This window comes from Pseudoalteromonas sp. GW168-MNA-CIBAN-0100 (assembly GCF_040309225.1).
Lineage (GTDB): Bacteria > Pseudomonadota > Gammaproteobacteria > Enterobacterales > Alteromonadaceae > Pseudoalteromonas > Pseudoalteromonas arctica.
Genome location: NZ_JBEOOL010000020.1, coordinates 48,577 through 65,588, shown reverse-complemented (window position 1 = coordinate 65,588; position 17,012 = coordinate 48,577). Strand labels below are relative to the sequence as shown.

17 protein-coding genes are annotated in these 17,012 nt (G+C 40.1%); 5 read left to right on the top strand and 12 right to left on the bottom strand.

The window, feature by feature from the left end; translation table 11 throughout:
- Positions 1–208: 208 nt before the first annotated feature.
- Entirely contained in the window at positions 209–553 is a 345-nt protein-coding gene (locus AAEY62_RS13350; RefSeq protein ID WP_024591370.1) for a rhodanese-like domain-containing protein, read from the top strand.
- Between the two features lie 21 nt (positions 554–574).
- Here the strand turns inward: AAEY62_RS13350 and AAEY62_RS13345 are convergent, their stop codons facing one another.
- From AAEY62_RS13345 to AAEY62_RS13325, 5 genes are all read right to left on the bottom strand, one after another.
- Positions 575–970, bottom strand: coding sequence for a DUF1801 domain-containing protein (locus AAEY62_RS13345; RefSeq protein WP_024591371.1), 396 nt, complete (start codon positions 968–970; stop codon positions 575–577).
- 37 nt (positions 971–1,007) lie between these two features.
- The gene (locus AAEY62_RS13340) at positions 1,008–1,553 is read right to left on the bottom strand and encodes a PH domain-containing protein (RefSeq protein ID WP_121955060.1); all 546 of its coding nucleotides are present in this window, start codon (positions 1,551–1,553) and stop codon (positions 1,008–1,010) included.
- 66 nt (positions 1,554–1,619) lie between these two features.
- Positions 1,620–2,237, bottom strand: a complete 618-nt coding sequence (locus AAEY62_RS13335; RefSeq protein WP_350635101.1) for a LysE family translocator — start codon at positions 2,235–2,237, stop codon at positions 1,620–1,622.
- Between the two features lie 8 nt (positions 2,238–2,245).
- Entirely contained in the window at positions 2,246–2,431 is a 186-nt protein-coding gene (locus AAEY62_RS13330; RefSeq protein ID WP_024591373.1) for a hypothetical protein, read from the bottom strand.
- Positions 2,432–2,446: 15 nt separating this feature from the next.
- Positions 2,447–2,845, bottom strand: coding sequence for a DUF3224 domain-containing protein (locus AAEY62_RS13325; RefSeq protein WP_350635099.1), 399 nt, complete (start codon positions 2,843–2,845; stop codon positions 2,447–2,449).
- Between the two features lie 88 nt (positions 2,846–2,933).
- On the opposite strand from AAEY62_RS13325, the gene AAEY62_RS13320 reads away from it, so the two are divergent.
- A complete protein-coding gene (locus AAEY62_RS13320) occupies positions 2,934–4,712 on the top strand; it encodes an ABC transporter transmembrane domain-containing protein (RefSeq protein WP_350635097.1) in 1,779 nt (592 codons plus the stop codon).
- Here the strand turns inward: AAEY62_RS13320 and AAEY62_RS13315 are convergent.
- Entirely contained in the window at positions 4,709–5,341 is a 633-nt protein-coding gene (locus AAEY62_RS13315; RefSeq protein ID WP_007584604.1) for a YiaD family glycine zipper/OmpA-like lipoprotein, read from the bottom strand. The two genes, AAEY62_RS13320 and AAEY62_RS13315, sit on opposite strands and share 4 nt — an antisense overlap.
- Positions 5,342–5,531: 190 nt before the next feature.
- Between AAEY62_RS13315 and chrA the strand changes: the two genes are divergently transcribed.
- A complete protein-coding gene (chrA, locus tag AAEY62_RS13310; protein ID WP_350635108.1) occupies positions 5,532–6,686 on the top strand; it encodes a chromate efflux transporter in 1,155 nt (384 codons plus the stop codon).
- On the opposite strand, the gene AAEY62_RS13305 is transcribed toward chrA, so the two are convergent.
- Genes AAEY62_RS13305 through speA form a run of 4 tightly spaced genes read right to left on the bottom strand, consistent with a single transcriptional unit; the run spans position 6,646 to position 11,664 of the window.
- Positions 6,646–7,902, bottom strand: a complete 1,257-nt coding sequence (locus AAEY62_RS13305) for a mechanosensitive ion channel family protein (RefSeq protein ID WP_121955064.1) — start codon at positions 7,900–7,902, stop codon at positions 6,646–6,648. The two genes, chrA and AAEY62_RS13305, sit on opposite strands and share 41 nt — an antisense overlap.
- On the bottom strand, positions 7,899–8,819 hold the full coding sequence (gene yihG, locus AAEY62_RS13300) for a 1-acylglycerol-3-phosphate O-acyltransferase, YihG family (RefSeq protein ID WP_165722788.1): 921 nt from the start codon (positions 8,817–8,819) through the stop codon (positions 7,899–7,901). The genes AAEY62_RS13305 and yihG (AAEY62_RS13300) overlap by 4 nt, the downstream gene beginning before the upstream one ends.
- A gap of 25 nt (positions 8,820–8,844) precedes the next feature.
- Entirely contained in the window at positions 8,845–9,723 is an 879-nt protein-coding gene (yihG, locus tag AAEY62_RS13295) for a 1-acylglycerol-3-phosphate O-acyltransferase, YihG family (protein WP_350635106.1), read from the bottom strand.
- Positions 9,724–9,783: 60 nt separating this feature from the next.
- Positions 9,784–11,664: a biosynthetic arginine decarboxylase gene (gene speA, locus AAEY62_RS13290; protein WP_007584591.1), complete on the bottom strand. Its 1,881-nt coding sequence runs from the start codon at positions 11,662–11,664 to the stop codon at positions 9,784–9,786.
- Between the two features lie 198 nt (positions 11,665–11,862).
- On the opposite strand from speA, the gene speE reads away from it, so the two are divergent.
- Positions 11,863–12,726, top strand: coding sequence for a polyamine aminopropyltransferase (speE, locus tag AAEY62_RS13285; RefSeq protein ID WP_024608074.1), 864 nt, complete (start codon positions 11,863–11,865; stop codon positions 12,724–12,726).
- Between the two features lie 221 nt (positions 12,727–12,947).
- On the opposite strand, the gene AAEY62_RS13280 is transcribed toward speE, so the two are convergent.
- On the bottom strand, positions 12,948–14,180 hold the full coding sequence (locus tag AAEY62_RS13280) for a hypothetical protein (protein ID WP_165722789.1): 1,233 nt from the start codon (positions 14,178–14,180) through the stop codon (positions 12,948–12,950).
- Entirely contained in the window at positions 14,170–14,793 is a 624-nt protein-coding gene (locus tag AAEY62_RS13275) for a cupredoxin domain-containing protein (RefSeq protein ID WP_101216087.1), read from the bottom strand. Before AAEY62_RS13275 ends, AAEY62_RS13280 begins: the two co-directional genes overlap by 11 nt.
- A gap of 158 nt (positions 14,794–14,951) precedes the next feature.
- Here AAEY62_RS13275 and AAEY62_RS13270 point away from each other — a divergent pair, with 158 nt between their 5' ends.
- Complete coding sequence (locus tag AAEY62_RS13270) at positions 14,952–16,994, top strand: glycoside hydrolase family 97 protein (RefSeq protein WP_010554940.1); 2,043 nt, start codon at positions 14,952–14,954, stop codon at positions 16,992–16,994.
- Positions 16,995–17,012: the final 18 nt, after the last annotated feature.

Here is a 17,012-nt window from a genome sequence, read left to right as displayed (position 1 = left end):
TTTACTAATATTAAGATGGCCATGAAACTAGCGATGCCACTTTATTAATCGGCGGAAGTGCTGTAGCAGTATCCGCACTATTAAGTTACTTTATATAAAGTAACTTTCAGTTTTTAACGTTATTTATAAGTATTAACTCAATTCAACCTACTTATACCAAGTAGCACCTATTAATGTCTTTTTTAAGAAAAAGAGGATTTACAAACTAATGCTTACATCAATCCCTGACTTACTAAAAATTATCACACCTAACCAACGCCGTATTGACGCAGCGCAAGCAAAACTCGAGCTTGAACAAAATAAAGGTTTACTTATTGATGTGCGAGAACCTGCAGAGCACGCGACAAAATCGGCTGCCGGCGCTATAAATATTCCGCGTGGATTACTCGAGATGAAACTAATGGAAATAGAAAAAGACGCAGCTCGCCCTATTTACGTGCACTGCGCAAGTGGTGCACGCGCAACGTTGGGAGCAGAAGCATTAACGCGTGTGGGTTATGAAAACGTGACTGTTATTACCTGTGACGCAAACCAAATATGTAGCGTATTTTAAGTATCTACTAAGTACTTATAATTATGCGCCTAACAAAGGTAGGTGTTTAACGCTGTGATAAGTCAGTGCTAATTTAATACACTCTTTAACTGGGTGTTCTGGTAATGGCTTTTCACTATTTAACACTATTGCTCTATTTCCTTCAAAGATAAGATTATGAGAGTACAACTCTCTAAATGTGCTTACTAGCTTAGATTGGCAATGAAAAAACAAATAACACGATGAGCCCTTAAAGCCTACGCGAATGGGGCTACCATTTATTGTGTTATAACTTGGCTCTCCCCACTTTAAAGACTCTTCAACAGCTCCTAAGTTTTGCTCTTGTGCTACGGTATAAATTAGCTCTCGTAATTGTATAAGCGTACTTTTAGCTGCCTCAGGATGATTATTAAATATATTTTTTATATCCGTATTCATAAAAACATCCTTATAAGTATTACAAGTTTAAAACAGGTTACTTTTGCTGCCTTTCATCAACTAAAACAAGTAGCATCTGCTCAATATTTTTAACACTATAAGTAAGTGCTCTCAGTAGCTCTTTCTCACTTTGCTCTGTTGCCTGCTGCGACGTTTTACCTTGATTAGCCAATACATCTTTTTGCTCAAGTATCGCCTCTCTAAACTCACTCGCATTAACCACACCAAGCAAAGACACTAAAGCACCATTTCCTGACTGCCCTGCCGTTTCAAAGCTTAAACGATATAATCCAAAAATTCGCATGAGCGGCCCTTGGCTTAACCCTACATCTGTTATTTTTTCAAGCGGAATAGATTTTTCTTCTTTAAATAATATGCCACGTTTAACTACCAATTTTTGTGGTAATAAGTCAGCCGACATAGCTGCGAGTATGCGCCCGCCCACCAGCCATACAATCGCTAAAACAATGGGTAACAACGGAATAGTCACCAGCGCTAGTACACTAAAAAAAGCGGCCATTAGAATCCAATATTGCTGAACCTTCGGGTCGAAAGATGCACTTTTTAAAATATGTTTTGTCATTGTTTTAATCCTTTATCTATATAACTACAAATACACTCTGCAAACTTCAATAATCTCTACTCAATCTTACAAACTAATAACGACTTTTATAGCAAGAGCAATAAACACAACCCCCAGTATTTTATCAAGCCATGGGTTCTGCTTAGTAAAACCAAAGCGATTTTTTGAAACCTCAGTAAGTACTGCAACTAGTAAATACCAACCTGTATCAATTACAAACACGGTTAAGCACATAATAATGCCAATGCTTAAAGTGAGATTTTGCGGGTCAATAAACTGTGAGAACAAGGCTAAAAAGAAAATAGCGAGCTTGGGGTTCAAAAAAGCAATGGCAAAGCCATCTTGTAATGCTTTAACTGCGCTTATCTCACTTTTTTGTACTTGCAGTTCGTCATTATTGGGTTTTGCTAATAGTATTTTTAAACCTAAATAGGCTAAATACCCAGCGCCTAAATATACAAGTACTTGGTATACCGTTGGAAACTGAGCCATCAATGTCCCCAAACCAAGTAACGAAGCTGCCGCATAAAGCCCAACACCCACGCCATGGCTAAGTGCAGCAAGCATACCGTTTTTCATTCCGCCACTCATTGTATGCTTTAGTACAACTGCAAGGCTTGGGCCTGGCGACATTGCACCCATTATGCATACAACTACTAAACTAAACCACGCTGCTAATGTCATTCTTATCCTTATAGTTCATCGTTTTCTATTAATAATATATAGGCCGTTATTTGGCCTTGAAAAGCAGTCGCAGTATTTATACTTATTACTTTCCAACCTTCTTGATTTAAGTGGTATATGCGCTCATTCAAAGCATCTACATCAATGCCGTTACTAAAAAAACCACGCTTTTTAAATTCTACTATTTTTTGCATTGTTTGTTATCCATTTTATAAGCGGTAATCAAAGTCGTAATAGTGAATGCCCTGCTCAATGCGTATTTTCATACTGCCCGTTAACCCTTTTAGCTCATTTGTGCCTGAATCAGGAATAACATTTAAAATAAGACTGTCTTGTCCTTTATTCATAGTGCCAAAGTGTTGCAGTACAAAACTGCCCTGCTTACCTTCAAGCTCACCTATCACTTGCTCTATTGCCACGTAACCCGCACTGCCTTGGGTTGCCGTCATTGCGCTAAGCATCTCGCCTTGGCTTGTAGCATTTAAGTCACCTTTAAATGTTTTATCGATCGACATACGTCCTAAGTTAATACCTTGCTGCCCTTTGGCATAACCTTCAATAGGCGCTAAAACCACTGTAAATTCACCGCTTATTATTTTTGTTGTCATAACAATTCCTTATTGATGATATTTAATACTATTGATTTTTAATCCGATGATGCCATATCTATACCTTAACCTTTAAAAAGAATCCACTATGTCAAAAAACACCTCTGCATCCGAAAAAGCCGCTTTTAGCAGTTTATTACCTGTTTTTGCTTTTATAAAACCTTACAAATGGATGGTAGTAGCTGCGCTAGCCGCGCTATTGGTCACTGCGGGTGTTAACTTGTCGTTGGGGCAAGGTGTTAAGTTTGTTATTGATCATGGATTTATTGCAGGCTCCAAAGATCAATTACAACAAGCTGTACTGGTGCTCATTGGCTTAATCAGCTTATTAGCGTTCGGTACCTTTAGCCGTTTTTATTTAATGTCGTGGATTGGCGAACGAGTCAGTAACGATATTCGAAAAGCCGTGTTTAATCGTATTGTTACGCTACACCCTAGCTACTTTGAAGAAAACCGCAGTGGCGAACTTATGTCGCGTTTAACCACCGACACCACATTACTGCAATCAATTATCGGCTCATCATTTTCTATGGCACTGCGCAGTGTACTTATGTTGATTGGTGGCTTAGCTATGCTGTTGTTTACTAATTTAAAACTTACCTTAGTGGTTGTAGCCTGTGTACCGCTGGTACTTGTTCCTATGATGATATTTGGTCGCAAGGTACGTAAACTAGCAAGCTCTAGCCAAGATGCCATTGCCGACATAAGTACCTATGCCGGAGAAATCATACAAAATATTAAAGTAGTGCAAAGCTATAGCCACGAAGCACAAGAGCAGCATGCCTTTGCGCTTGAGACCGAAAAAGCCTTTAACGTTGCTAAAAAACGTATTAAGCAACGTTCACTTTTAATAGCCGTGGTGATTTTTTTAACCTTTAGTGCCATTAGCGCTATGCTATGGGTAGGTGGCAACGATGTACTTGCAGGTACTATGACCGGCGGCGAGTTAGGTGCATTTGTATTTTACGCTATTATGGTGGCAATGTCGGTGGCAACCGTTGCTGAAGTATATGGCGAACTACAACGTGCAGCTGGTGCTGCGGCAAGGTTACTTGAGTTACTTGCTGTTAAAAGTGAGATAGAAAACCCGCTAGATCCACAAGACGATAGCTTACTGCAAAACATTAACAGCCCTGCTATTACACTTGAAAATATAAGCTTTAACTACCCCTCTCGCCCAGACGTAAGCGCGCTTAATAAAATAAGCCTAAATATAAATCAAGGCCAAACCGTGGCAATTGTTGGCCCTTCTGGCGCAGGTAAAACAACGTTATTTGAATTGCTACAACGTTTTTACGATCCGGCTAGCGGAGCTATTAAGTTTAAAGATGTAAACATTAAAGATTTATCGCTTAATACTCTGCGTAATAAAATGGGCATGGTAGCGCAAAACCCTATTTTATTTAGCTCCGACGTAATGCATAACATCCGCTACGGCAACCCAAGTGCAACCGATGAGCAAGTATATGCCGCAGCAAAGTATGCGCATGCCGATGAATTTATCAAACAGTTACCGCAAGGTTATAACAGCTTTTTAGGTGAGCAGGGTGTGAGGTTATCGGGTGGGCAAAAGCAGCGTATTGTACTGGCACGCGCTATTTTAAAAGACCCTGAAATACTTCTTCTTGATGAAGCCACCAGCGCGCTGGATGCGCAAAGCGAACACCATGTACAAGCTGCACTTGAGCATTTAATGCAAAACAGAACAACGTTAATAATTGCCCATAGGCTGGCAACGGTAATACATGCCGATGTAATTGTAGTGATGGAAAATGGGGAAATCATAGCAACGGGTACTCACCAAGAGTTGTTAGCAAGTAACCCGTTGTATCAAAAACTGTGTGAATTACAGTTTAATAAGGATTAACCTTCGGTATTTGGCACTATCTGAATTTCTACGCGACGATTTTGAGCACGGCCATTTGCACTATCATTAGTTGCAATTGGGCGTGTTTCGCCATAGCCCATAGTGCTAACACGTGTAGCCATAATTTGTTGGTTCACTAAGTAGTCTTTCACACTTTGTGCGCGTTCACGCGATAGGTTCATGTTGAAGCTATCTTTACCCGTACTGTCAGTATGCCCTTGCACACTAAGGTAGGTTTTTTCGTACTTGTTCATTACTTTAGCAATCGCATCTAACGTATCGTTAAAGCCTGATGAAATATAAGACTGAGCAGTCGCAAACGTAATGTTTGATGGCATTACTAAACGTAAGTTATCGCCTTCACGCACTACTTCAACACCTGAACCCGCTAACTCATCACGAAATGCTTCTTCTTGCTTATCCATGTAGTCGCCAACAGCAGCGCCCGCCAGTGCACCAATAGCTGCACCAATAAAAATACGTTTATCTTTATGATTACCCGTAGCCTTACCTAATACACCTCCGGCTGCGGCGCCTATAGCGGCTCCTTTACCTGTGTTATTCATTTCACAACCAGAAAGTAATACAGCTACTACGGTTACGCTTAAAAGTGATTTAGTTAAAGTCATGGTGATACCCTATTCATTAAGAATTTAGCAAGAGTATGCAAATACATGTATGAACAAACTATGAAGAGAGTGTTAAAAGCAACGCATCTTGCTTGATTGTTAAACAGACCTCAAACTAATGTGCCATTTTAATAAAAATGTCATACTACGCTGTGACAATTTAATGAATTTTACAAAGGATATTGGCGCAATGTTAATTGCTATTTTTAGACAGTTTTTTTTACTAGGGTGTATGAGCTTTGGCGGCCCTGCTGCGCATTTAGGTTATTTTAAACGCCACTTTGTAGACTCGTTAAATTGGTTAACTAACACGCGTTACGCACAACTTATTAGTTTAAGCCAAGCGCTGCCTGGGCCGGGCTCTAGCCAAGTTAGTTTTGCTATTGGTGTTGAGCGTGCTGGAGTACTGGGCGGTATATCTGCCTTTGTAGGTTTTACTCTGCCTTCGTTTTTAATAATGGTGCTACTTGCGGTGAGTGCTCATCAGTTTGACGCTGTTTACTTTGCTATTATTGCGGGCTTAAAGTTATTTGCCGTTGTTATAGTTGCTGATGCAACACTTAGTATGGCTAAAAGCTTTTGTACAAGTGCTGCTCTTAAGTTACTTGCTGTAATGAGTACACTTGCTTTGGTGTTATTTCCAATGATGGGTACTCAAATCGCTATTTTAATAACCGCTGCAACAATAGGTGCTATATGGCCTTTATTAAAACTTGGTACAGCCACAGAAAATGTTAGCAGTACAAAAAGTAATATTAATTGGATTGCACTGGGATTATTTGCGCTCTTACTTGGTGTGAGCTTTATTCCACTAGGACATGAGTTTGCTTTGTTTGCCCCTTTTTACCAGGCAGGTGCAATGGTGTTTGGCGGCGGACACGTAGTACTGCCGGTACTTCAAGCTGGCGTGCCAGCATTGAGTGATGATCAGTTTTTAAGTGCTTACGCGAGTGCACAAGCGGTGCCAGGACCTATGTTTACTATTGCTACTTACTTAGGCGCACAACTTACTACAGAGCAACCTTTAGTGGGTGCTCTTATAGCTACACTACTTATATTTATGCCTGGTTTTTTACTTATACTCGCGTTTCAAAAGAGCTGGATTAACTTGGCAAGTAAGCCACGCTTTGCAAGCTCAATAGCGGCGCTTAATGCTGCGGTAGTCGGTTTTTTAGCGGCTGCACTGTATTCGCCAATCTGGACATCAGCTGTGCATAGTCTTTGGCAAGTTGCGTTAGTAATAATTGTATTTGCATGGCTGCAATTTAAAAAGCCACCTATTTGGTGGCTCTTAGCTTTGTTTATTACTGTGGGTCTTTTACAACACTATTTGCCATCACTCTAAATGTTGGCTTATCTGTTTGTTGCTCGTTAGGAGGGCTTAACTGCCCACTTACACTTTGATACGCTCTAAGCCCAAACACGGGTAATACCGCAAGTAAATGGTCCATTATCTCGGCCTGTAAGTGCTCGTACGAAATCCAGCGTTTATCTTCACTAAAGCAATAAAACTCAATAGGTAAACCATGGTTTAGTGGTTGTAGCTCTCGTACCATTAACGTAAGCGACGTATTAATTTTACTGTGCTGTTTTAAATAGCCTTCCGCATAACGGCGAAACAGCCCTAAATTAGAAACCTGAGCGGGTAATGTCGTCACTCGAATATAGTCGTGCAACGGAATAGCCGCATCAATTTGTTTTCTAAACTCATCACCCACTAAACAAATGCTGTGCATATCAATATTGAGTGAGCGTTTAATACGTCTACCGCCCGACTCTTGCATGCCGCGCCAGTTTTTAAACGAACCCGCAACTAGCATATAAGTTGGAATAGTTGTTATGGTGTTATCCCAATTACGTACCTTTACAGTATTTAAACCCAAATCAATTACTTCGCCATCGGCGCCGTAATTTTCTACTTGAATCCAATCACCATAGGTTACTAGGCGATTTGCTGCTATTTGAATACTGGCTACAAAGCCTAAAATAGTGTCTTTAAATACTAATAACGTAACGGCAGCAATAGCACCAAAGCCAGAGAGAATATAAGTAGGTGACTTCTCAAGAAAAATGCTCACAATTAAAATTGCACACACAATAAAGGTTATTAGCTTAACAACCTGAATTAAGCCCTGAATAGGGACTTCGCGTGCAAACTCTAACTGGTTATAAATAGTACCCGCAATGCTCACAATACTACTAAAAATAAAACCAGCATAAATAATAAGCAAAGCTTGTCCTATCGTTTTTAGTATTTCTCCTGCAATTTCATTAACTGGGTATACGCTATCAAACGTAGCTAAAAACAATACGCAGCACAGCATTCCGGCAATACGCTTATTTAGCTTATTAAGCATAGGAGAAAGCGCACCAATTCGCTCAGGAGAAAGCCTCGTCACTATTTTTTGAATGCCAGGTAACATTAATCTACGAGTAAATAAGTAAACAATTAATAAAGAGAATATTCCTATTGAGACTGCGGTAATTGAGCTAAGAAAATCCGCGTCGGGTACTTTTTCAAACCAAGGAGCAATTAATTCCTGAAGATGGGTGTTGGTCATAGTGTTTCAATTTCCTTACTGATTTGTGGTTCAGGTAAATCTTGTTGAGCATAAATGTCGGCAAGCTGCTGATCTTTAGCAACCCATAGCTCATTCACATAATGTTGAAAATTAACTTTAAATACGTCATCGCTTTGATAGCTGCCCTGCATATTGTCATTAATGGGCGTTACGTCTATTGAAACATAAATAGAATCTAGCTCACCTTTTAGCAAGTTACGACAAACGTGATCTGTCTTACCGCTATATACTAAACTTGTATTAAGCATGGCATCAAATTGATCGGCTAATACTTCAAGCGCAAAAGCAATGCCGCCCGCTTTGGGCTTTAATAAATGTTTAAAAGGACTTTGTTGCAGATTATGTTTGGCTGGCGTATAGCGTGTACCTTCAACAAAATTAATGATGGTAGTAGGATGATGACGAAAATTACGACAGCTACGCTTCGTGCGCTCTACATCCAACCCTTTCAACTTTGGATTTTTAGCAAGCTGCGCTTTGCTTACCCGTTTCATAAACGGCATACCCATGGCCCACGCACCAGTGCCAATAAAAGGCATGTATTTTAACCCGTCTTTTAAAAAGAACTTAGGGGCAGGCAATGCATGTAATGAGCTAAGTACAGTTATATCTAACCAACTCGCGTGGTTACAAATAAGTAAATACCAACTTTTTGAGTTTAAGTCGCCACTTATATCAACCACAATGTTAGGGCAACCTAACCAAAGCCCTAAACGGTTGCCGTTACACCAACCTCGGTAAGCGCTGTGTAATATAGAGTTAACCACAGGCAAAGGCAGTAATAACTTAATAAGGCCCAGTACAAATACTAGCGAGCCAAAAAGCATTACATTAGAAAACAATACGCAGCCTACAATTAAGCCGTTAAGCCAATTTGGTAACCACTTTTTTAGCATAACTGTAAGCTCATATTTTTACCTTTTACTTATGGTTTTTTTCGAGCGATTGTAGTGTTTGCTCTTTGTTTTCCCATAAGCGGTTTAACTCGCTTTGAAAGCGAACTCTAAATTCAGAATCACCTGTGTAGTCACCAATAAGCTCTTCGCTTACCGGCCTTACTTCCACGTGTACGTTGATATTTTTTACCTTACCACCAGCAAAATCCATAAAAGTAGGAATACCATCTGGGTACTGAATAGTAACGTTAACCACTTTAGTAATTTGCTCGCCCATTGCTTGCATTACAAAAGCAATACCGCCCGCTTTTGGTTTTAATAAATGTGGGAACGGGCTATTTTGGCGCTCATGCTTTTGCGTAGTAAAACGAGTGCCTTCTACAAAGTTAACCACACTTACTGGCATCTCTTTAAATTTTTCGCAGGCTTTACGTGTGGTTTCTAAATCTTTGCCACGCAGCTTTGGATTCTTTTTTAATTGGCTTTTACTCGTGCGAGTCATAAACGGAAAATCAAGCGCCCACCAACATAAACCTAAAATAGGCACGTAAATAAGCTCTTTTTTCAAAAAGAAGTTTAAAAATGGAATTTTACGATTAAACACGCGCTGTAATACTAAAATATCGACCCAGCTTTGGTGATTTGCAATTACTAGGTACCAATCTTTTAGTTTAAGGTCTTCAAGGCCAGTTACATTAAGTTTAGTTGGCGTAAATAACGCTTGATTTAAGCTATTAAAGGTAACCCAAATAGTTGCAAATTGCTTAGCTGCCCAGCTCATAAGCTTTTGTAGAGGCTTAATAGGGATAAGCTTTATAAGCCCACAAACAAAAATAGGCACAAACCAAAAAAGTGTGTTTATTGTGTAAAAAACAATACTAAATACACTGCGAATAACTGACATTACTTCCATTCCTTTAAACATTGCGCAGCCACTAATACTGCGCTTTCAGTTGCTTACAAATTAATCTTCAAAATAGGTATAGCCTTCAAGGCCTGCATTAAGCTCAGCTAAATAACCTTCTTTACACTGCGTCGATACATCAAGTTTATTAACTTGGTACGCAAAGTTGTCAGCTAAAATGGCGCTATCATAGTCAACAAACTTTAATACATCCTTAACGCTATCACCTTTTATGGCATTGGTTAACACGTAGCCATCGTCGTTAAGCTCTACGTGCACCGAATCAGTGTCACCAAATAGGTTATGTAAATCACCTAAAATCTCTTGATACGCGCCTACCATAAACATAGCAATGTGGTATTGCTCGCCATGCTTATATTCTGGTATTGGTAGGCTGGTTTCGATACCAGCGCCTTCAACGTATTCACGAATCTGCCCGTCAGAATCGCAGGTAATATCTTGAATAATCGCGCGCTGAGTCAGTGGCTGAGTTAAGTTTTCGATTGGCATAACAGGAAACAACTGCTGAATACCCCATACATCAGGCAACGACTGAAATAATGAAAAGTTAACAAAGAGTTTATCAGCAAGCTTTTCGTTTAAATCGTCGAGTACTTCACGGTGCGCGCGCGCGTTATTACTAAGCGATGCACGTACACGATGTAAAATAGTAAAGTAAAGCTGCTCTATTTTCGCCCACTCTAGCATGCTTACTAAGCCATGCACGTACTGATCGTGCGCTTCGCTAAATAAGTGCATAGCGTCGTGATAAATTTCTAATGCCATACGCGGGTTTAAACGCTGTAAACACTGCCACATTTCATCAAGCACTAATGCGCTATTTTCAAGCGGTGGCTCTGGATTTAAATGATTAGGCGCTTTTTCTACGTCAATTACATCGGTAATTAATACCGCATGGTGAGCAGTTAAAGCACGCCCCGACTCGGTGATAATGGCCGGATGCGTAAGGTTATGCTGATCGCACACTTCTGCAAATGCATTCACTACGTTACGCGCATACTCTTCTACGGTGTAATTCATTGAACATGCACTACGCGAGCCAGAGCCCTCGTAATCAACGCCTAAGCCGCCACCCACATCAACGGTATTTAACGGTACGTTTAATTGTGTAAGCTCAGCAAAGTGGCGTGCACATTCACGTAAAGCACGGTGAATATCACGAATATTGGCAATTTGAGAACCAATATGAAAATGCACCATTTGCATTAAGTGCAGCTTATTATGCTTTTTAAGCACTTCAACAGCACTTAGTACTTGGCCTGCTGTTAAACCAAACTTGCCTTTTTCGCCGCCCGTGTTTTGCCACTTGCCTTTGCCTACTGAGTTTAGGCGAATGCGAATACCAATAGCCGGTTCAATGCCTAGGTTGTCTATTTCTTCAAGTAGTGTGGTCAGTTCTGAAAGCTTCTCTACCACAATTTTTACGCTGTGGCCCATTGCTTGACCAATACACGCTAGGCGTAAAAACTCACTGTCTTTATAGCCGTTACACACTATTGTGATTGGCTCTTTTGCTACACCCAAAATAGCCATAAGTTCTGGCTTTGAACCTGCTTCTAGGCCAACAAGCCCGCTTGGATGCGCTAATAGTTTACTTACTACAGAACGTTGCTGATTTACTTTAATTGGGTAAACACAGGTGTATTTTCCGTTATATTCGCGATTTGCTCGCGCCTGCGTAAACGCGTTAGTAAGTGTGTCTACACGATTTTTTAAAATATCAGTAAAGCGCACTAAAACCGGCAACGTTAAACCTTGTTGCTTAAACTGCTCAGTTAATTGCGTTAAAGAAATGGCCGGTTTTGTTTGGTCGCCATCTGGGTAAGCCACCAGTTCGCCTTGTGCGTTAATATCAAAATAACCATCACTCCAATGAGCAACGTTATAAGTGGCGCGTGCTGTTTCTAAACCCCAGGTCATGGCAACTCTTCTTTAGTCAATTAGGTATAAAGGCGCATTTTAATACGTCACTATCCACTAGGCTAACAAAAATTGAACTTTCACTCACTCCTAACTAACTTTATTCGTCAAATCAGTTAAAATGTCATTGAGCAAAACGCCAAGCACTGGCAGAATTGCCCCTTTTTCATACTCAACCTAAAAAGTGTAATAGTAACTATGGCAAATTTAGATCAAAGTAAGTGGTTTACTGAAATTAGCGACCGCGATGGCAGCGCATTTTCATTACGTATTAATAAAAAGTTAGATGAAAAACAGTCTCCTTTTCAAAAGGTAGAAATGTTTGAAACCACAGACTTTGGTAATTTAATGATCATCGACGGGTGTACTATGGTAACAACCCGCGAAAACTTCTTTTATCATGAGATGATCAGCCACCCTGCACTTTTAGCGCATCCAAACCCTAAAAACGTCGTTATTATTGGCGGCGGCGACTGCGGTACTTTACGCGAAGTATTAAAACACCCAGGCGTAGAAACTGTAACGCAAATAGATATCGACGAAGTAGTAACGCAAATGTCGTTAAAATACTTCCCAGAGCTTTGTGAATCTAATAACGACGCCCGTGCAACTGTTATGTTTGACGACGGTATTAAATACATGCGCGAAGCCGCTGGCGAATCTATCGACGTAGTGATTGTTGATGGCACAGATCCGGTAGGTCCAGGTGAGGGTTTATTTAATCATGCGTTTTACACAAGCTGTTTAGATGCACTGCGCCCAGGTGGTATTTTAGTACAACAAAGTGAATCGCCACTTATGCACATGCCATTATTAGTTGAAATGCGCGAAGCAATGCTAAGCGTAGGCTTTAAGGATTTACAAACACTGCCATTCCCACAACCAATTTACCCAAGCGGTTTATGGTCAGTAACACTTGCGCGTAAATCACAAGCATTTGACGGTTTTAGAGAAGACGCTGCTGCAAATATTGCACAGCACAGCGAGTACTATAACAACGGTATTCACCATGGTGCACTCGCTACACCTAACTACATGAAACGCGCATTCGATAAAAAATAATACCAATCTGCTTATATATAGGGTCTATTTAACGTTAAGAAAATTACGCTAGAACTAGGCAAAAATTTTTGTATCTAGTTGTTCTAAATAAAAAATTTTTAACGACGTTATAGTGCAATTTAATTCGTTAAATTGATCAAAGATTTATGCAGGTTGGTATAATCTATACCAATTTTATTAAACTAAAAAGGGAGCATTTAAATGCTCCCTTTTTTATACTTTTAAAAACGCCATTGCGCATTTAGCATTATTTGCTGCTGCGAGATTCGTTCATTAAATCCAATTGGCTCTCTATTTTTTGCAACACTTTTAAGTGCAGAACCTTCAACCCCTATTTGTAGTTTATTAGTGAGCTGGTAGCGCCATGTTGCTGTTAAGCCTTCCCCATTGCTGGCATTAGGGTCAAACGCAGTTGTGTCGTTGTCAGTAACTTTAAAATAATCATAACGTACTGAAACTCGATGTTTGCCTTCTTTATGGCTCAGCATTAAATAATGGCTATAAAAAGCATTATCAATTAATGCGTTACTGCCCATTTCAGTTTTACCATTAAGTACCTGTGCTATTAAACGTGTTTTACTATTAAACTTATAAAGCCAAGCGGCGCTTGTAAAGCGAGTATCCCAAGCATACTGCCCTGTACTAATATTAAGTGTGGTTGGGTCACCGTTATTGTTGTAATAATAAATTCGAAATTGTGATTTTTTTAAGTAATCCCAATGTACGCCAGCGTAATAGCCAAAACGCCCGTCTACTTCTTCAAACGGTAAAACCTGATTAGCCTGCCAACGTAATTCGTATGCATTTAATGCCGCTATAGGCGCAAATTTAATACTTTCGTTAAATGTAGTTTGTCTATCGTGTAATGCAAAACCACGCCACGCAAGTAAAGTACCTGCAGGGTCATTGCCTTTAAATGTAGCACCTACAAAGCTAAAGCTATGAGCGCTGTTAAAACGTTTTGCTGGGCGCTTAATAGTTACCTCTGCGCCAACAGTGCGTACTTCCTCGCCTATCCAGCTATTAATAGCTGAGTTTGTATAGTTATAAGGAGAAGTCCACCCTATATCAGGATTTTCAAGCGACATAAGTGGGTAAAAGCCCCCCACGCGCATGTGCCATTTATAGTTGCTGTTAGATAGCGGCTGATACTTTATATAAGCCTGCGTAAAACCAAGGCCAACGTCAGGATCTTGATTCGCATTTAACACCCCATGAGCCGACCAACTAGATGCTAAATCAACATTAAAATCTAAAATACCTTGGGATAAAATAAGTTCGTCGCTTTTAGTATCGTGCCGATATAGCCCAAGGCCGCCTTCTTGGAAGCTACGTATATCGTCACCCTGCACGGCTCTAATTTGTATTAAGCCTTTTACTTGTGCATACAACACATTACTAAAACATAAAGCACCGGCTAAAAATGCCAGCCTCGTTAAGCGATTAATAGTCATCAAATTCATCCGTAGCAAAATCAATTTGCTCCGCAATTTCCTGCTTTACTTTATAAGTGATAGGGTTAGTAGCCACATTGATAGTTTGAGATTCAACCTTACTAATATCACTAAACCCAGAATGCCAAACACTTAACGTGTATTCGCCTGCATTGGCATTTAAATCAACATTCCCGTTTTCATCAGTGATTGCAAAAATAGTGCTATCTACCACCACAATATAACCTAACATCCAATCATGAATATTACAGCCAAGCTCAACAACACCCGTTTGATCAAAAGTAATGGGCGCTTTTGGGTGCTCCTTATATAGCTTTAATTCGAACGTTTTGGCTTTAGAAAATGAATAAACATGATGCATGATTGAGTCCGCATTCGGAAACTCTACCTTTGCATTTTGTGGGACAACTAAAATACGCGGCTTAAATTCTCGATTTTTCTGGGTCATCGCATAAGGTGCTTCTGGAGGAATAACGCTAGAGGTGTCTCCTGCAGTTAGCCATACAACAGCATTAGGTAATGGGTCATTATTAGCATTTTTAATTGTAATATTTGCTGCAAAAACTCCAGTACTAACACTTAGTAAAAATACATAAAGTAAGCTTTTTATCATTTTCTTGTCGCTATTATCAATTTGTTTACATTATAGACCGATTAAGCCACCAAATTCTTTCTATTTTTTAAAACATTGAATACGTATGTAAGCAGTCGTATTAATCATCAACAGTCATTATCCTTAGATGTCACCACCGACTCATCTAAGGACACACCATGAGAATACCAGCACTTGTGCTTTTAGCCTTTGCTAGTAATAGCTACGGACAAACCGTAGAGCTAAAATCGCCAGACACACAAATAACAGTAAGCATCTCTGACGAAAACAACACGCCAAGCTACGCAATAAAATTTAAAAACAAAGCGGTTATAAACAAATCTTTACTGGGGTTTGAATTTAAAACACAAGCAGCTTTTAGCGACGGCTTTAAAATTAAAAGCATTGAACAACAAAGCGTTAACTCGCAGTGGCAACAACCTTGGGGCGAACGCCAAAACGTTGTTGACGAATATAACGAAGTAGCCGTTACCTTTACAAAAAATGAGCCAAATAAAGGTACCTACACAATTCGATTTAAAGCATTTGATAGTGGTGTAGGTTTTCGATACGAAGTACCACAACAAGCCGGCTTCGAACATACAGAAATAACCAAAGAGCTAACTGAATTTGCAATAAACAATAGTCATGATGCAACAGCATGGTGGATACCTGCTCGTGGCTGGAACCGCTACGAATATGTTTACAACACTACTCCACTTAACGAAGCTCCACTAGCTCACACACCATTTACGTTTAAAACAAGTGACGGTACTCATATTAGCATTCATGAAGCCGCACTTGTTGATTACGCAGGCATGGTGCTTAATCAACGCCGCTCTGGTACGTTCACTGCCGATTTAACGCCGTGGTCAGATGGTGTTGCAGTTAAAAAACAAGGTGCTTTTAAAACACCATGGCGCACCATTCAAATAGCCGACAGCGCTGTTGGCTTAGTTAATTCAGATATAATACTAAACCTAAACGAGCCTAATAAACTCGGTGATGTGTCGTGGGTTAAGCCTGGCAAATACGTGGGTATCTGGTGGGGTATGCATATAAACACGCAAACTTGGGGTAGCGGTAAAAAACACGGCGCCACTACGCAAACCACAAAATACTATATGGATTTTGCAGCGCAGTATGGTTTTGATGGTGTACTCGTTGAAGGCTGGAATATTGGTTGGGATGGCGATTGGTATTTTAATGGCGATGTATTTAACTTTACCAAACCGTACGACGACTTTGATATAGCAGCGCTTGCTCAATACGGCAAAGAAAAAGGCGTACAGCTCATTGGCCACCATGAAACATCAGGCAATGTAAGCAACTACCGTGACCAAATGGAAGATGCCTTTGCCCTTTACGAAAAATCAAACGTAAGCCAAGTAAAAACAGGTTATGTAGCCGATGGCGGAAATATAAAACGTATAGACAAAAACGGTATTGCTCGCCACGAATGGCATGACGGCCAGTTTATGGTTAACGAATACCTTTATAACGTAAAACTTGCAGCTAAACATAAAATTAGCATTAATACTCACGAGCCAATTAAAGATACAGGCCTGCGCCGTACTTATCCAAACTGGATTGCGCGCGAAGGCGCACGCGGACAAGAATACAATGCATGGGGTTCACCACCTAACCCACCAGAGCATGTACCAATGCTTGCTTTTACCCGCATGCTTGCAGGACCAATGGACTTTACGCCAGGTATTTTTGATATGAGCTTTAATGGTTTAGGAGGCGATACAAACCGCCCACAAACTACACTTGCCAAACAACTTGCACTTTATGTTGTTTTGTATAGCCCAATTCAAATGGCTGCCGACTTACCTAAAAACTATTTGGCTAAGCCCGATGCGTTTCAATTCATTCAAGACGTACCAACAGATTGGCAGCAAAGTATTGCTATTGATGGTGAAGTAGGCGACTTTATTGTATTCGCTCGTAAAGAACGTAAAAGCACTAAATACTCAGGAAACGATTGGTACCTAGGTGCTGTTACTGACGAAAAAGCCAGAACAATTGAGGTAAAACTCGACTTTTTAGAGCAAGGCAAAAAGTTTGAAGCACAAATTTATAAAGATGGTAAAAGCGCAGAGTGGAAAAACAATCCGTACGATCTAGCTATCGAAAAACGTGTTGTAACTGCAAGCGATAAACTAACACTTAAATTAGCCACTAGTGGCGGTACAGCTATTCGTTTTAAAGCACTTTAAAATAGAAATTAAAGGCCG

Coding starts and splice junctions, on each gene's coding strand:
- AAEY62_RS13330 (WP_024591373.1), bottom strand. CDS start 2,431: ATGCAAAAAATAGTAGAATTTAAAAAGCGTGGTTTTTTTAGTAACGGC.
- speE (WP_024608074.1), top strand. CDS start 11,863: ATGGCAAATTTAGATCAAAGTAAGTGGTTTACTGAAATTAGCGACCGC.
- AAEY62_RS13305 (WP_121955064.1), bottom strand. CDS start 7,902: ATGACCAACACCCATCTTCAGGAATTAATTGCTCCTTGGTTTGAAAAA.
- AAEY62_RS13340 (WP_121955060.1), bottom strand. CDS start 1,553: ATGACAAAACATATTTTAAAAAGTGCATCTTTCGACCCGAAGGTTCAG.
- AAEY62_RS13275 (WP_101216087.1), bottom strand. CDS start 14,793: ATGATAAAAAGCTTACTTTATGTATTTTTACTAAGTGTTAGTACTGGA.
- AAEY62_RS13350 (WP_024591370.1), top strand. CDS start 209: ATGCTTACATCAATCCCTGACTTACTAAAAATTATCACACCTAACCAA.
- AAEY62_RS13335 (WP_350635101.1), bottom strand. CDS start 2,237: ATGACATTAGCAGCGTGGTTTAGTTTAGTAGTTGTATGCATAATGGGT.
- AAEY62_RS13280 (WP_165722789.1), bottom strand. CDS start 14,180: ATGACTATTAATCGCTTAACGAGGCTGGCATTTTTAGCCGGTGCTTTA.
- chrA (WP_350635108.1), top strand. CDS start 5,532: ATGTTAATTGCTATTTTTAGACAGTTTTTTTTACTAGGGTGTATGAGC.
- speA (WP_007584591.1), bottom strand. CDS start 11,664: ATGACCTGGGGTTTAGAAACAGCACGCGCCACTTATAACGTTGCTCAT.
- AAEY62_RS13270 (WP_010554940.1), top strand. CDS start 14,952: ATGAGAATACCAGCACTTGTGCTTTTAGCCTTTGCTAGTAATAGCTAC.
- AAEY62_RS13325 (WP_350635099.1), bottom strand. CDS start 2,845: ATGACAACAAAAATAATAAGCGGTGAATTTACAGTGGTTTTAGCGCCT.
- yihG (WP_350635106.1), bottom strand. CDS start 9,723: ATGTCAGTTATTCGCAGTGTATTTAGTATTGTTTTTTACACAATAAAC.
- AAEY62_RS13345 (WP_024591371.1), bottom strand. CDS start 970: ATGAATACGGATATAAAAAATATATTTAATAATCATCCTGAGGCAGCT.
- AAEY62_RS13320 (WP_350635097.1), top strand. CDS start 2,934: ATGTCAAAAAACACCTCTGCATCCGAAAAAGCCGCTTTTAGCAGTTTA.
- AAEY62_RS13315 (WP_007584604.1), bottom strand. CDS start 5,341: ATGACTTTAACTAAATCACTTTTAAGCGTAACCGTAGTAGCTGTATTA.
- yihG (WP_165722788.1), bottom strand. CDS start 8,819: ATGCTAAAAAAGTGGTTACCAAATTGGCTTAACGGCTTAATTGTAGGC.